Source organism: Streptomyces lavendofoliae, from assembly GCF_014649735.1.
In the GTDB taxonomy this organism is placed as follows: domain Bacteria; phylum Actinomycetota; class Actinomycetes; order Streptomycetales; family Streptomycetaceae; genus Streptomyces; species Streptomyces lavendofoliae.
Genome location: NZ_BMTP01000002.1, coordinates 122,828 through 137,184 on the forward strand (window position 1 = coordinate 122,828; position 14,357 = coordinate 137,184).

Annotated in this window: 12 protein-coding genes; 10 read left to right on the plus strand and 2 right to left on the minus strand. The window is 74.2% G+C overall.

Annotated elements, in window-relative coordinates; translation table 11 throughout:
* Positions 1 to 128: 128 nt before the first annotated feature.
* The 9 genes from IE109_RS03435 (at position 129) to IE109_RS03475 (ending at position 9,755) form a co-directional block, all read left to right on the plus strand.
* Positions 129 to 869, plus strand: a complete 741-nt coding sequence (locus IE109_RS03435; RefSeq protein WP_189548944.1) for a Clp protease N-terminal domain-containing protein — start codon at positions 129 to 131, stop codon at positions 867 to 869.
* Between the two features lie 217 nt (positions 870 to 1,086).
* Positions 1,087 to 2,121 (plus strand): helix-turn-helix domain-containing protein, encoded by a 1,035-nt coding sequence (locus IE109_RS03440; RefSeq protein ID WP_189548945.1) that lies wholly within the window; start codon positions 1,087 to 1,089, stop codon positions 2,119 to 2,121.
* Positions 2,122 to 2,216: 95 nt separating this feature from the next.
* Positions 2,217 to 2,927: a (Fe-S)-binding protein gene (locus tag IE109_RS03445; protein ID WP_189548946.1), complete on the plus strand. Its 711-nt coding sequence runs from the start codon at positions 2,217 to 2,219 to the stop codon at positions 2,925 to 2,927.
* On the plus strand, positions 2,924 to 4,342 hold the full coding sequence (locus tag IE109_RS03450) for a lactate utilization protein B (RefSeq protein WP_189548947.1): 1,419 nt from the start codon (positions 2,924 to 2,926) through the stop codon (positions 4,340 to 4,342). The genes IE109_RS03445 and IE109_RS03450 overlap by 4 nt, the downstream gene beginning before the upstream one ends.
* Positions 4,339 to 5,055: a LutC/YkgG family protein gene (locus IE109_RS03455; protein WP_189548948.1), complete on the plus strand. Its 717-nt coding sequence runs from the start codon at positions 4,339 to 4,341 to the stop codon at positions 5,053 to 5,055. The genes IE109_RS03450 and IE109_RS03455 overlap by 4 nt, the downstream gene beginning before the upstream one ends.
* A 243-nt stretch (positions 5,056 to 5,298) precedes the next feature.
* Positions 5,299 to 6,732 (plus strand): family 2B encapsulin nanocompartment shell protein, encoded by a 1,434-nt coding sequence (locus IE109_RS03460; RefSeq protein ID WP_189548949.1) that lies wholly within the window; start codon positions 5,299 to 5,301, stop codon positions 6,730 to 6,732.
* A 52-nt stretch (positions 6,733 to 6,784) separates the two neighbouring features.
* Positions 6,785 to 8,044 (plus strand): family 2 encapsulin nanocompartment cargo protein terpene cyclase, encoded by a 1,260-nt coding sequence (locus IE109_RS03465; protein WP_189548950.1) that lies wholly within the window; start codon positions 6,785 to 6,787, stop codon positions 8,042 to 8,044.
* Between the two features lie 47 nt (positions 8,045 to 8,091).
* The gene (locus tag IE109_RS03470; RefSeq protein WP_189548951.1) at positions 8,092 to 8,952 is read left to right on the plus strand and encodes a geranyl diphosphate 2-C-methyltransferase; all 861 of its coding nucleotides are present in this window, start codon (positions 8,092 to 8,094) and stop codon (positions 8,950 to 8,952) included.
* Positions 8,953 to 9,053: 101 nt separating this feature from the next.
* On the plus strand, positions 9,054 to 9,755 hold the full coding sequence (locus tag IE109_RS03475) for a helix-turn-helix domain-containing protein (RefSeq protein WP_189548952.1): 702 nt from the start codon (positions 9,054 to 9,056) through the stop codon (positions 9,753 to 9,755).
* Here the strand turns inward: IE109_RS03475 and IE109_RS03480 are convergent.
* Both IE109_RS03480 and IE109_RS03485 read right to left on the minus strand, forming a co-directional pair.
* Complete coding sequence (locus IE109_RS03480; protein WP_189548953.1) at positions 9,742 to 12,228, minus strand: glycoside hydrolase family 65 protein; 2,487 nt, start codon at positions 12,226 to 12,228, stop codon at positions 9,742 to 9,744. The genes IE109_RS03475 and IE109_RS03480 overlap by 14 nt on opposite strands.
* Positions 12,225 to 12,977: an HAD family hydrolase gene (locus IE109_RS03485; protein ID WP_189548954.1), complete on the minus strand. Its 753-nt coding sequence runs from the start codon at positions 12,975 to 12,977 to the stop codon at positions 12,225 to 12,227. The genes IE109_RS03480 and IE109_RS03485 overlap by 4 nt, the downstream gene beginning before the upstream one ends.
* Before the next feature lie 224 nt (positions 12,978 to 13,201).
* Between IE109_RS03485 and IE109_RS03490 the strand changes: the two genes are divergently transcribed.
* Positions 13,202 to 14,242 (plus strand): tetratricopeptide repeat protein, encoded by a 1,041-nt coding sequence (locus IE109_RS03490; protein WP_189548955.1) that lies wholly within the window; start codon positions 13,202 to 13,204, stop codon positions 14,240 to 14,242.
* Positions 14,243 to 14,357 lie beyond the last annotated feature (115 nt).

Sequence of the window (14,357 nt, forward strand, 5' to 3'; positions counted from 1 at the left end):
ACGGTCTCCGGGGGACGCCGGAGCCGGGCCGGCGCCCAGGACGGGCCCCTCACCACGCGAACCGGACAACGGGAGGCAGGTGTCAACTCAGGGTTGACGACAGGCGCGTGTCAACCTACGGTTGACACATGACGAAACCAGTCGGCATGACGCACAAGGTCCGCCTCGACGACCTCATCGAGGCCATCAAGCAGGTCCACACCGACGCGCTCGACCAGCTCTCCGACGCCGTGATCGCCGCGGACCACCTCGGCGAACTGGCCGACCACCTGATCGGCCACTTCGTGGACCAGGCCAGGCGGTCGGGCGCGTCCTGGACGGACATCGGCAAGAGCATGGGGGTCACCCGGCAGGCCGCCCAGAAGCGCTTCGTACCGAAGGCCGGCGAGTCCTCGGACCTCGACCCCTCCCAGGGCTTCGGCCGCTTCACCCCGCGCGCCCGAAACGTGGTGATGGCCGCGCAGAACGAGGCCCGGGCTGCGGAGAACGACGAGATCCGCACCGAGCACCTGCTGCTCGGACTGCTGCACGAGCCGGAGGGGATCGCGGCCAAGGCGATCGTCGCCCAGGGGGTCCTTCTGGACACGGTCCGGCAGGAGGCCACCGCCGCGCTGCCGCCGAAGGCGGACACGGCCCCCGATCTCGTCCCCTTCGACGCCCGGGCGAAGAAGGTCCTGGAGCTGACCTTCCGCGAGGCGCTGCGCCTGGGCCACAACTACGTGGGCACGGAGCATCTCCTGCTGGCGCTGCTGGAGTTCGAGGACGGCGAGGGACTCCTCACGGGTCTCGGCATCACCAAGGCGGCCACCGAGGCCCACGTGGCCACCGCCCTGGCGGCGGCGGTCGGCACGGCGACCGACGACGACTGAGACGCCGCGCGCCCGGCCCGTGGGGCCTCCCGCCCCGGCGGTCCGCCGGTCAGGGACCCTCACGGGTCGCGGTGCCGTCCGGCTCCCGCCAGGACCCACGGGACACCGTGCAGGCGGAACCGCGCGACCCGCAGGCCGATCCGGTCGGCTGACGCCCCGTCGGGCCCCCGAGCGGGTGCCCCGGCACCCCACGGGACCCGGCGCCTATGCTCCTGCCATGGAGGCACTCGCCGTACGGCTGTCGGGACTGGACGCGCTCGCCGAGGGAGCCATCCGGGTCGTCGCGTTCTACGACACGCTCATGCGCCGGCGGGTGGACCTCCCGGCGCTGGCCCGGGCGTCGGCGGGCCTGGCCGAATGCGTGACGGGGATCCGGCTGCACGGCACGGGACGGACGATCCGCGTGGCGCCCGACGGCCTGGACGCCCCCGCCCCGCCGGTGCCCGCGTCCACCAGCACGCCGATCACCCTCGACGAGGAGGAGATCGGCACCGTGTGGCTGGAACGGCCCGGCCCGGCCGTCCCGCTCGACGACGTGCTGCTGGAGCGGCTCGCCCTCGCCGTGGCCGGGGTCGTCGAGAGGTACGGCCCGGCCCGCACCACCATGGCCGACCCCGCCCTGGTCGAGCTGGTGGTCGGCTGCGACGGCGACGAGGCGGCCAGGGCCCGCGCGCTGCGCCTCCTGGGGTTCGCCGCCGGCGCGCCCGTCCGCGTCGTCGCCGTGCGCTCACCGCTCCCGCTCGACCGGGTCGGCGGCCTGCTCTGCCCGGACCGCCCGGTGAGGGCGGCGCGCCTCGCCGACGTGGGCGTCGTCCTGGCGGCCACCGTGGACCCGGCGCGGCTCCCGGCAGGCGTCCGCGCGGGCATCGGCACCGCCGAACGCCCCGACCTGGCCTGGCGGGAGGCCCGTACCGCCCTGCGCTTCACCACCGCGCGCCGGCCGGTCGTCCGCCACGACGCGCTGGGAGCCCTCGCGCTGCTCGCCCAGGTGCCCGACGCGACCCTGAGGGACAACACCGACGTGGCCGCGATCGCCCGGATCGCGGACAGCCCCGAGGACCTCGACACCCTGGACGCCTACTGCGCCACCGGCTCGTTGCGCCGGGCCGCCGACCTGCTCCACCTGCACCACAGCAGCGTCTCCCGCCGGCTCGACCGGATCGCCTCGGCCCTGGGCGTCGAACTCACCGACCCCGCCGGGCTGACCCGGGCCGCGCTCGCCCTCACCGCGTGGCGGCTGCTCGGCGACTGAACCGCCCTCGCCCGGCCGCGTGCCGCCGCGCCTACGCTGGGACGCGGACGCCCCGGCCCCCCGGTGGGCGCGCCCGGGAGGAAGGAGCCGCCGCGATGCGCGTCGCGCTGTTCGTCACCTGCGTCAACGACGCGCTGTATCCCGCGACCGGGATCGCCACGGTCCGGCTCCTCGAACGCCTGGGCGTGGAGGTGGACTTCCCGGCGGCCCAGACCTGCTGCGGCCAGCCCCAGTACAACACCGGATACCACCGGGAGGCCCGGACCCTGGTGCGCCGGACGGCACGGGCATTCGAGGGGTACGAGTACGTCGTCACCCCCTCCGCCTCGTGCGCGGCCATGGTGCGCGCCCACTACGCCGGGCTGGGCGGGGCGGGGCTCGGGCCCCGGACGTACGAACTGACGGAGTTCCTGGTCGACGTGCTGGGCGTCACCGACGTGGGGGCGTACTTCCCGCACCGGGTGACGTACCACCCGTCCTGCCACGGTCTGCGGCTGCTGGGACTCGGCGACCGGCCGCGCCGGCTGCTGGCGGCGGTGCGGGGCCTGGAGCTGGTGGAGCTGCCCGGCGCGGAGGAGTGCTGCGGCTTCGGCGGGACGTTCGCGGTGAAGAACCCGGCGGTGTCGGTGGCGATGGGCCGCGACAAGGCGCGCAGCGCGGTGGGCACGGGGGCGGAGGTGTTGTGCGGTGCGGACAACTCGTGTCTGATGCACATCGGCGGCGTGCTGCGGCGCGAGGGCGCGGGGCTGCGGCCGGTGCACATCGCCGAGATCCTGGCCGGCACGGAGGAGGAACCGCCGCGATGAGGAGGACGTTCCTGGGCATGCCCGCCTTCCCGGAGGCGGCGGCGCGGGCGGTGGCCGACCCGGTGCTGCGGGCGAACCTGCGGCACGCCACGCACACCATCCGCGACAAGAGGGCCCGGGCGGTGGCGGAGCTGGACGACTGGGCGCTGCTGCGGGAGGCGGGCCGGCGGATCAAGGACCGGACACTGCGCCACCTCGACACCCACCTGCTGCGGCTGGAGGAGGCGGTCACGGCGGCGGGCGGCACGGTCCACTGGGCGGAGGACGCCGCCGAGGCCAACCGGATCGTGACGGGGCTGGTGTGGGCGACCGGCGAGCGGGAGGTCGTGAAGGTCAAGTCGATGGCGACCCAGGAGATCGGCCTGAACGAGGCCCTGGAGGCCGAGGGCATCGCCGCGTACGAGACGGACCTGGCGGAGCTGATCGTGCAGCTGGGCGAGGACCGGCCCTCCCACATCCTCGTTCCGGCGATCCACCGCAACCGGGGGGAGATCCGGGACGTCTTCCGCGACCGGATGGCCGACTGGGGGCGGCCGGCGCCGGACGATCTGACCGACGCGCCCGCCGATCTGGCGGAGGCGGCCCGGCTGCACCTGCGGGAGAAGTTCCTGCGGGCGAAGGTGGGCGTCTCGGGGGCCAACTTCATGGTGGCGGAGACCGGCACGCTGGTGGTGGTCGAGTCCGAGGGAAACGGGCGGATGTGCCTGACCCTGCCGGAGACGCTGATCTCGGTCGTCGGGATCGAGAAGGTGGTGCCCACCTGGCGGGACCTGGAGGTGTTCCTGCAGACGCTGCCCCGGTCGTCGACGGCGGAGCGGATGAACCCGTACACCAGCATGTGGACGGGCACCACGGACGCCGACGGCCCGGGCGCCTTCCACCTGGTCCTGCTGGACAACGGCCGCACCGCCGCGCTCGCCGACGAGGTGGGCCGCCAGGCGCTGCGCTGCATCCGCTGCTCGGCGTGCCTGAACGTCTGCCCGGTGTACGAGCGGGCCGGCGGGCACGCCTACGGTTCGGTCTACCCGGGGCCGATCGGCGCGATCCTGACCCCGCAACTGCGCGGCACGGCGAGCGAGGCCGACGCCTCCCTGCCGTACGCGTCGTCGCTGTGCGGGGCGTGCTACGAGGTGTGCCCGGTCGCGATCGACATTCCCGAGGTGCTGGTCCACCTGCGCGGCCGGGTCGCCGGGCGGGGCGGCCGGGGCCACCGCCTGGAGCGGGCGGCGGTCAGGGCCGCGACCTGGCTGCTGGACCACCCCGGGGCCCTCGCGACGGGCGAGCGTGCCGCCTCCGCGGCCCGGAGGGTCGTCCCGTCCCGGCCGCCGGGCTCCGGCGCGTGGACCGGTGGCCGGGAGCTGCCCGAGGTGCCGCAGCGGCCGTTCCGCGACTGGTGGAGGGAGAACCGCGCGTGAACGCCCGTGAGCGGATCCTCGGCCGGGTCCGCGCGGCCGTCGCCGGCGCGCCGGACGCCCCCGAGCCGGCCCGGGACTACCGGACGAGCCACTCCCCCGAGGACCCGGCCGCCCTGCTGGACCTGCTGCACCGCAACCTGGCCGAGTACCGGGCCCGCGTCCACCGCGCGACGGAGGCGGAACTGCCGTCGCTGATCGCCCGGTTGCTGGCCGGGCACGGCGCCGCGTCCGTCGCCGTGCCGCCCGGCCTGCCGGCGGCCTGGCTGTCGGTGACGGAGGCCGAGGCGCGGCACGACACGGCGGAACGCCCGCTGACGGCGTACGCACTCGACGCCACCGACGCCGTCGTCACCACCTGCGCCCTGGCGATCGCCGAGACCGGCACGATCGTCCTGGACGCGACGGAGGGCCAGGGCCGGCGCGCCCTCACGCTCGTGCCGGACCTGCACATCTGCGTCGTCCGCGCGCCCGCCCAGGTCGTGGCCTCGGTGCCGCTCGCCCTGCCGCGGCTGGACCCGGCGCGGCCGTCGACCTGGATCTCCGGCCCGTCGGCCACCAGTGACATCGAGCTCGACCGGGTGGAGGGGGTGCACGGCCCCCGGACGCTGGAGGTCGTCCTCGTCACGCAGGCCCGGCCCGGTACCGGACGGCGGCGAGCGACACCGGCGGGCGGCGCGGGCGCGCCGGAGCACCGCCATATGCAGCCGGAGTGAACGTTTCACCGCTCCCGTACGGGTGAGTCGCGGCCCGGCGACCGGGGGGCGCGCGGGGGCGCGGGCAACGGGGCGCGTGCACATGCGGTGCGCTACGGCACGACTCGTGCGCACGCGCGCCGATCCCCTTTCACTGTGTGTGACGGATATTCACTACGCGTGACAACGCCTGGCGGGGTCGGCACGCCGGTCCGGACGGCCGCCCCCGCCGCACGGATCAGCGTACGAAAGGGACATCAGCCCATGGCAGTCAAGACGCGCCCGGCTCCGGCGGAGCCGCAGATCCAGACCCAGGAGCAGATCCAGCTCAGCCTCAGCACGCGGGCGGCTCGGAACCTCGCGACGACCACCAAGTCCGAACCCCAGATGCAGCAGATCAGCTCGCGCTGGCTGCTGCGCAAGCTCCCCTGGGTCCATGTGCCCGGCGGCACCTACCGGGTCAACCGGCGCCTGTCGTACGCCGTCGGCGACGGCCGGGTCACCTTCGTGCAGACCGGCGCCAAGGTGCAGGTCGTGCCGGCCGAGCTGGGTGAGCTGCCGCTGCTGCGCGGGTACACCGACCCCACCGCGCTGGCGGCGCTGGCGGACAAGTTCGTGCAGAAGGAGTTCGAGCCGGGCCAGGTCATCGTGGAGGCGGGCCGCAAGGCGGACCAGGTCTTCCTGCTCGCGCACGGCAAGGTCGAGAAGATCGGCAAGGGCAAGTACGACGACGCCGAGACCCGGCTGGGCATGCTCGCCGACGGCGACTCGTTCGGCGGCCGGATGCTGGCCTGCGACGCCGGCCTCACCTGGGAGTTCTCCGTCCGCGCCACCACCAGGACCACCGTCCTGGTGCTCACCCAGGCGGCGTACAAGCAGGTGGCCTCGCAGTACGAGTCCCTGCGCTCCCACGTCCAGGGACTGACGTCCAACGGGCACAAGCCGACGAACAAGTACGGCGAGGTGGAGATCAGCTTCCTCTCCGGCCACGAGGGCGAGCCGGACCTGCCGACCACCTTCGTCGACTACGAGCTCGAGCCGCGCGAGTACGAGCTGAGCGTCGCCCAGACGGTGCTGAAGGTCCACAGCCGGGTCGCGGACCTCTACAACCAGCCGATGAACCAGACGGAGCAGCAGCTCAAGCTCACCATCCAGGCACTGCGCGAGCGCCAGGAGCACGAGCTGGTCAACAACCGCGACTTCGGGCTGCTCAACAACACCGACTACAACCAGCGCATCCAGGCCCACTCCGGCGCGCCCACCCCGGACGACCTCGACGACCTGATCAGCATGCGCCGCAACACCCAGTACCTGTTCGCGCACCCGCGCACGATCGCCGCGTTCGGCAAGGAGTGCAACAAGCGCGGTCTGTACATCGGCAGCGTCGACGTCGGCGGCCACCAGATCCCCGCGTGGCGAGGCATCCCGCTGCTGCCCTGCGGCAAGATCCCGATCACCGAGCACCACACGTCGTCGATCATCGCGATGCGCACCGGCGAGGACAACGAGGGCGTCATCGGCCTGTACCAGACCGGGCTGCCCGACGAGTACGAGCCCGGCCTCAACGTCCGCTTCATGGGCATCGACGAGAAGGCGATCATCTCCTACCTCGTCAGCACCTACTACTCGGCCGCGGTCATGGTGCCGGACGCGATCGGCATCCTCGAGAACGTCGAGGTCCGTCCTCGTGCCGAGTAGCCGCCCCGCCCCGCCCGGCGCGAGGACCAGAAGGTGAAGGAGGGCTAGGACGGTGTCACCGCTGTACCGGATGACCGCGCCCGCGGCCGTCCACGAACTCGCCGGCCTGGTCGGCGCCCTGCTCTCCGGAGCGGCGGGCCCCGCGCGGCTGAACACCCCGCCGGCCTCCCGGCTCCCGGCCGGACCGACGGGGCTGGGCACGGCCGCCGCCCGGCTGTTCACCCAGCGCACCGCCGTGTCCCCGGCCGCGCCACCGTCCGCGGGCCGCGCCACCGGCCCGGCCACGAACGCGTCCGCCGGCTCGTCCCCGAACGCGTCCGCCGGCTCGTCCGCGACGGCGAAGGCCGACGCGCCGGCGAGACCCCGGCTCTACTGTCCGCCCGCCGTCCGCGACGACCCCGCACTGGGAGAGGTGGTCGACGAACGGCTGGTCGCCTGGGCCGAGGAGATCGGGATCTACCCCGGCCAGCTCGACAAGGTCCGCTCGGCCGGCTTCGGCCGGCTGATGATGCTGGCCCACCCCGAGACGGACGACCCCGACCGGCTGCTGGCGGCGGCCAGGTGCGCGCTCGCCGAATGGGCCGTCGACGACCACTACGTCGACGGGGAGGTGGAGGAGGCCCGCCACGACCTGCTCGGCCGCCGGCTGGCGATCGCCCACTCGGTGATCGACCAGGCCCAGCTCCCGGCGCGGTACGCGCCCCAGCTGGAGCGGGTCGTCCGGCAGGACCCGGTCGCCATGGCCCTGCGCTCGGCTCTGACCGGCCTGCACGACCACGCCACCACCACCCAGGTGCGCCGCCTCCGTCACGAACTGGCCATCATGTTCGTCGCGTACGGCCAGGAGGGCGTCTGGCACACCACGGGCCGGCGACCGCCGGTCTGGGAGTACCTGACGCACCGGCACGAGAACAGCTTCGTCCCGTGCATGGTGCTGGTCGACGCCGTCGCGGGCTACGAGGTGCCGATGGCCGAGTTCTCCGATCCACGGGTGCGCCGCGCGTTCAACCTGGCGGGCACGGCGACGGTGCTGATGAACGATCTGTACTCGATGGGCAAGGAAGACCCGACGGACTTCAGCCTGCCGATGCTGATCGCGGCCGAGGAGGAGTGCTCGATGGAGGTGGCCGTCGAGCGCAGCGTCGAGATCCACGACGAGCTGATGCACACGTTCGAGGCCGAGGCCGCCGCACTCTCCACCACCGGCTCACCCGAGCTGCGCCGCTTCCTGGCCGGCACCTGGGCGTGGGTGGGCGGCAACCGCGAGTGGCATGCGGGCAGTGCCCGCTACAACGACGCGAACGCCGCCTGATCCCCGCCCCTCACCCCCCACACACCTGCCACAAGGAGTCCCTCAGCATGACCTTGACCACCCCTTCCGGCGAGGTGCTGCGCACCGACTTCCAGAAGTCCGTCGCCGCCTACTGGAACACCAACCAGCAGGACCCGGTCAACCTGCGGCTCGGTGAGGTCGACGGCCTCTACCACCACCACTACGGGATCGGCGACTACGACCCCGCCGTGCTGGACGGCCCCGAGACCACCCGCCAGGAGCGCATCGTCCGGGAACTGCACCGGCTGGAGACCGCCCAGGCCGATGTCCTGCTCGACCACCTGGGCCCCGTCACCGCCGAGGACCGGCTGCTCGACGCGGGCTCCGGGCGTGGCGGCACCAGCATCATGGCCAACCAGCGCTTCGGCTGCTACGTCGACGGTGTGTCGATCTCGGAGTACCAGGTCGGCTTCGCCAACACCCAGGCCGAGGAGCGCGGTGTCTCGGACCGCGTGAAGTTCCATTTCCGCAACATGCTGGACACCCGCCTGGAGACCGGCTCCCGCCGGGCCGCCTGGACCAACGAGACGACCATGTACGTGGACCTCTTCGAGCTGTACGCCGAGATCTCCCGGGTGCTGCGGCGCGGTGGCCGCTACGTCTGCGTCACCGGCTGTTACAACGACCTCACCGGCGGCCGGTCGAAGGCCGTCAGCCGCATCGACGAGCACTACACGTGCAACATCCACCCGCGCAGCGAGTACTTCAAGGCCCTCGCGGCGAACGGCCTCGTGCCGATCAGTGTCGTGGACCTGACGGCGCAGACCATCCCGTACTGGGAGCTGCGCGCCACGTCCTCCCTCGCGACGGGCATCGAGGACCCCTTCCTCACCGCGTACAGGGAGGGCAGCTTCCACTACCTGCTGATCGCGGCGGACCGGGTCTGACACGTCGGGCCCGTACGGCACGGGTCGGGGAGCGCGCCGAGGCGTACCGTGGGCAGATAGGCAGCCCGCCGAAGCGCGCACCCGGAAGGACGGTGCCTCCCATGCCCGAGGAATCACTGTTGAGGGGCCGTGCCACCGGTGTGCACGCGCACGGCCCCTGCCGGGGGGACATCGGCCGGCGCGTGGCCGCGCGCCGGGAGCAGCTCGGCCTGAGCCGCGCCGAGGTGGCCGTCAGGTCGGGGTCGGCGCCGGGGTACATCCAGTACCTGGAGGAGCAGCCGGCGACGCCCGGGATCGGCTTCCTGCTGCGGCTGGCGGACGCCCTGGAGACCACCGTCGTGGAGCTCACGGGCGGCGCCGCCGACCTGCCCCCGGGCGCCGGCCGCGCCCCGCTCCACCCGGAGCTCGTCGAACTCGACCTGGAGGAGTGCCGCACCCTGCTGGGCACCCACGGGGTGGGCCATGTGGCCGTGACGACGCGCGAGGGCCCCGCCATCCTGCCGGTGAACTACCTGATCGCCGACGGCGAGGTCGCCTTCCGGGTGGCGCCGGACGCGCTCGCGCCGGCGGCCGGGGACGGCCGGGTGGCCTTCGAGGTGGACCACATCGACGACGCGCTGTGCCGGGGCTGGAGCGTCCTGGTCGTCGGCGCGCCGCACCCGGTCACGGACCCCGACGCGGTGCGCGGACTGGACGAGCAGGCGTACGGCACCCCGTGGGCCGGCGAGGAGGCCCGGTGGGTGGCCGTGACACCGGTCCGGGTCAGCGGCCGGCGGATCGAGGTGCCGTTCACCCACGCGTAGGGTCCCCGCCCCTCCCGGCGGGCCCGTCCTTCCCCGCGGGCCCGGCGCCCGCGTCCTGTTCGGCGGACCCCGCGTCGTGGTCGGGGAGCCGCAGCTCGCACACCTCCCCCGGCTCGACCGCGACGGGCACTCCCCCGGCCGGCTCGACGGCGATCGGTTCACTGCCGGAGCCGGGCACGGCGATGCGCAGGTGGCCGGGGGTCATCCGCAGCCGGACCCCCCAGTGGCCCCGGTAGCGGAGGGTGAAGTCGTACTCCGACAGCTCGGGCAGCGGCACCGGGTCGAGGCGCAGGGCCCCGCCCCGGGTCTCCAGGCCGGTCAGGCCGCGCTGGACGAGGTCGAGGGTGCCCGCCATCGCTCCCAGGTGGATGCCCTCGCCGGTGGTGCCGCCCTGGATGTCGGCGATGTCCCCCTCGAGCGCCTCCTGGCAGAACCGCCACGCCTCGGAGCGCCGCACCCGGGCCAGCACCCAGCCGTGGACCAGGCCGCTGAGCGTCGAGCCGTGGCTGGTGCGGCGCAGGTAGTAGTCGACGGTCCGGTGCCAGGTGCCGTCGTCCAGGTCGTGGCCCAGGCGGCGCAGCAGCGCCCGCAGCTCGGCGGGTGAGAAGAGGTAGCCGAGCATGAGGACGTCGGCCTGCTTGGACGCCTGGTAGCGGTTGACGGAGTCGCCCTCGGCCTCCAGGATCCGGTCGAGCCGGCGGATGTCGCCGTAGCGGCGGCGCCAGCCCTCCCAGTCGAGTTCCGCGAGGTCGCCGAAGCCCTCGAACTGGCTGATGACCCCGGCGTGGAACGGCACGTGCAGCCGCCGCGAGACGTCCTCCCACAGTTCCAGCTCGGTGTGGTCGAGCTCGGTGCGCTCGGCGAGCTCCCGGCGGCGCGGTTCGGGCAGGTCGCGCAGCAGCTCCAGGGTGCGGGCGAGCACCCAGGCGGCCGTGACGTTGGTGTACGCGTTGTCGTCGAGCCCGGGCCGGTCGGCGTCCGGGTAGGCGTCGTGGTACTCGTCGGGACCGAGGACGCCCCGGACCCGGTAGCGGCCCATGCCGGGGTCCCAGGCGGCGCGGCAGGCCCAGAAGCGGGCGATCTGGAGCAGCATCTCCGCGCCCTTGGTGTGCAGGAACTCGGTGTCGCCGCTGGCTTCGCAGTACTGCCACACGTTGTAGGCGATGGCCGAGCCGACGTGGTGCTGGAGGTGGGAGTGGTCGGGCAGCCAGCGTCCCGATCGCGGGTTGAGGTGCAGCCGCTGGGTCTCCTCGCGGCCGTCGCTGCCGCTCTGCCAGGGGTACATCGCGCCGGTGCAGCCCGCGTCGCGGGCGGTGAAGCGGGCGCGTTCGAGCCGCCGGTGGCGGTAGGTGAGCAGGGCCCGGGACACCTCGGGGAAGTGCAGGTTGAGGTAGGGCAGGACGAACAGCTCGTCCCAGAAGACGTGGCCGCGGTAGGCCTCGCCGTGCAGACCGCGGGCGGGGACGCCGGCGTCGAGGTCGGCGGTGTGCGGGGAGAGGGTCTGCAGGACGTGGAACAGGTGCAGGCGCAGGATGCGGCCCGCCTGGTCGGGGACCTCCAGCGCCGCCCGGCGCCACAGCTGCCGCCACGCGGCGCGGTGGGACAGCAGCAGCGCGTCGAAGCGGGGGGCGCGGCGCACCCGGTCGACGGCGGCGTGCAGGGGGTCGCTGATCGCCGCGTCCCGCGAGGTGTGCAGGGCGACGGTCTTGTCCACGACGACCGGGCTGCCGGGCCTGAGGGGCAGCCGCAGGCGCTGGGTGGCCCGGCGGCCGGCGTGGTGGACCGTGATCCGGGCGTCCTCGGCGCCGGTGACGGTCGTGCGGGCGGCCATGCCGACGCGGATGTCGGAGGTGCTCGTGCGGCAGCGCAGCCACACCGTGTCGGCGCCGGAGTCGCCGGTGTGGACGTGGGTGAGGTGGCGGGAGGCGAGCTGCCGGTAGCGGGCCACCCCGGCGTTGGTGACGTCGCCGTCGAGTTCGGCCTCGACGTCCAGGGTGCCTGCCCAGTTCTCGGCCGTGAACTCGGTGCGCAGTGCCGCGAGGTGCGGGGACGCCATGTGGACGACCCGGGTCTGGCGGACCGCGAGGCGGCGGCCGTCGTCGTCCTCGTACCGGATGAGGCGTTCCAGCGTGCCGGCCCGCAGGTCGAGGGTCTGGCGGAGGTCGGTCAGCTCGTCGCTGTCGGGCCCCAGCCAGCCGCCGGGGGGCTCGGAGTCGTCGACGCGGTAGCGCAGCGGCAGCCAGTTCGGCAGGTTGACCATGTCCTCGTTCTCGACGGTGCGTCCGGCGACGTCGGAGGTGAGGCGGTTGTAGCAGCCCGCCACGTACGTACCGGGGTAGTGGACGCCGTCGGCGGAGCACTCCGGGGCGGCGCCGCGGGTGGCGAAGTAGCCGTTGCCGAGGGCGCACAAGGACTCGCGGAGGCTCTCCTGCGCGGGCTGGTAGCCCTCGTACTCCCAGGTCCAGGCCGTCACGACGGCACCCCTGCGCCCGGGGCGGCGAGCAGCTCCGCCGGGTCGCGTACGACCACGTCGGCGCCCGCGGCTCGCAGCGCGTCCGCCGTGCCGGGGCCGGCCGCGCGGTCGACGCCCACGACCAGGCCGAAGCCGCCGCGCCGGCCGGCCTCGACGCCCGCCCGGGCGTCCTCCAAAACCGCGCAGTCGGCGGGCGGTACGGCCAGCAGGCGGGCCGCCTCCAGGAACAGCGCGGGATCCGGCTTGCCGGGCAGCCGCAGCCGGGCCGCGTCGACCCCGTCGACGACCGCGTCGAAGAGGTCGAGGACACGCGCGGAGGCGAGGACCTCGCGGGCGTGCCGGGAGGCGGAGACGGCGGCCAGTGGGACGCCCGCCGCGCGCAGGGCGCCCAGCAGCCGCACGGTGCCGGGGTGGGCGCGCACGCCCCGCTCCCGGATCAGCTCGGTGAACAGCCGTTCCTTCTCGGTGGCCACGGCCCGGGTCTCGGCGGGCGACGGGTGCAGCCCCCGGGCGGTGAGGAAGGCCGCCGCGCCGTCGAGGCGGGACCTGCCGTCGACGTACCGGAGGTAGTCCTCGCCGGCGTCGAAGGGCCGGCGGGCCGCCGGGTCCCCGAGGGTGCGCAGATGGGCGTCGAAGGCCGCTTTCCAGGCGGTGGCGTGCGTCGGGGCCGTGTCGGTGATCACGCCGTCGGTGTCGCACACCACCGCGCGCAGGGCGCTCAGCCGGTGGGCGGGGGCCGGTGCGGTCATGGGCGGTCCTCCTGGTGGTGCTCCGGACCTCGGCGGGTTCCCGGCTACGGGCGGCGTACGCGGCGAGCCCCCACCATCGGTCACCCGGAAAGGGAACCTCTCCCGTCTCTTGATCCTCTTCCCTGCCGAAGCGCGCGCAGACAGCCGAGGACGACGAAAGAGAGGGGGCCGCCGATGGCGCACACGCCGTACGGTCCGTGGCCGCCCCTCGTGGAGAGGTACGCATGTTCAGCAAGGCATTCGCGCCCGAATACCAAGGCGCGCTCAGCGCGCTGTCGGTGAACTCCTCGCTCACGGACGTGCTGGAGACGGCGACCGGGCAGCTCATCGCCGCCCGGCGGGCCGGCGACGCGCACGAGACGGCGCGGGCCGCGCTCGCGGTGGCGGAGGCGAACCGGCGGCTCGGCCACGTCGAAGCGGCGGACCTGGCGTGGAAGACGAGCTATCGCACAGCCCGCTCCGCCGGGGACGTGCCGGCCATGGCGTGGGCGCTGTGGAGCGGCGGCACGCTCGCCCGGCAGCGCGGTTTTCTCGCCCTGGCCTTCCGTCTGCTGCGGTACGCCGCCGACCTGGGCAAACGGGGCGGTGACGTGGTCGCCCACGGCTACTCGCTGGCCGGGCTCGCCGAGACCGGCCGCATACGGGGCGACTACGAGGCGGTCGGCGCGCTGCACGACGAGCTGCTCGCGGCGGCGCGCGAGCGGGGAGAGGCCCGGCACACCGTGTGGGCGCTGGAGGGCATCGCCCAGATGCACCGCAACAGCGGCCGGTACGACACGGCGTACCGCCTCTTCGAGGAGGCCGCCGGCATAGCGGCCGCCGCGGACGACCGGCGCGGTCACGCCTGGGCGCTGCGCGGGCTGGCGGACATCGTCTCGGTACGGGACGGGGACACCGCCCGCGCGCTGGAGCTGCTCGGCCGGGCGGAGGCGGGCTGCCGCGAGATGAACCTGTCGAGCGCGCTGGCCTACAACCACAAGATGCGCGCGAACGTGCTGTACCGGGCGGGGCGGTACGCGGAGGCGCTGGAGACGTACGAGCAGGCGCTGGGCGAGTTCCGCGCGATGGGCGAACCGCGCGGGGAGGCCCTGTCCCGCCTGGGCTCGGTCAAGGCCCGCGCCCGGCTCGGCGCGGACCCGGAGCGGACCGCCGCCGAGCTGGCGGAGCTGGGCGGCATCCTGGACGGCATGGGTCTGCGCCATGCCCGCGCCATGGTGGACAAGGCCCTCGCCGAGCTCGGCCTGTCCTTCGAGGAGTCCCGCTGATGACACGCCCGCCCCAGAACCGCCCCGCCCCGCCGCCGTCCCCCGCGGGTGGCACGCAGGGCCCTCCGGCGCCCGCCGCGCCGGAGGGCCCGCCGGGTCCGTCGAGCGCGTCGGG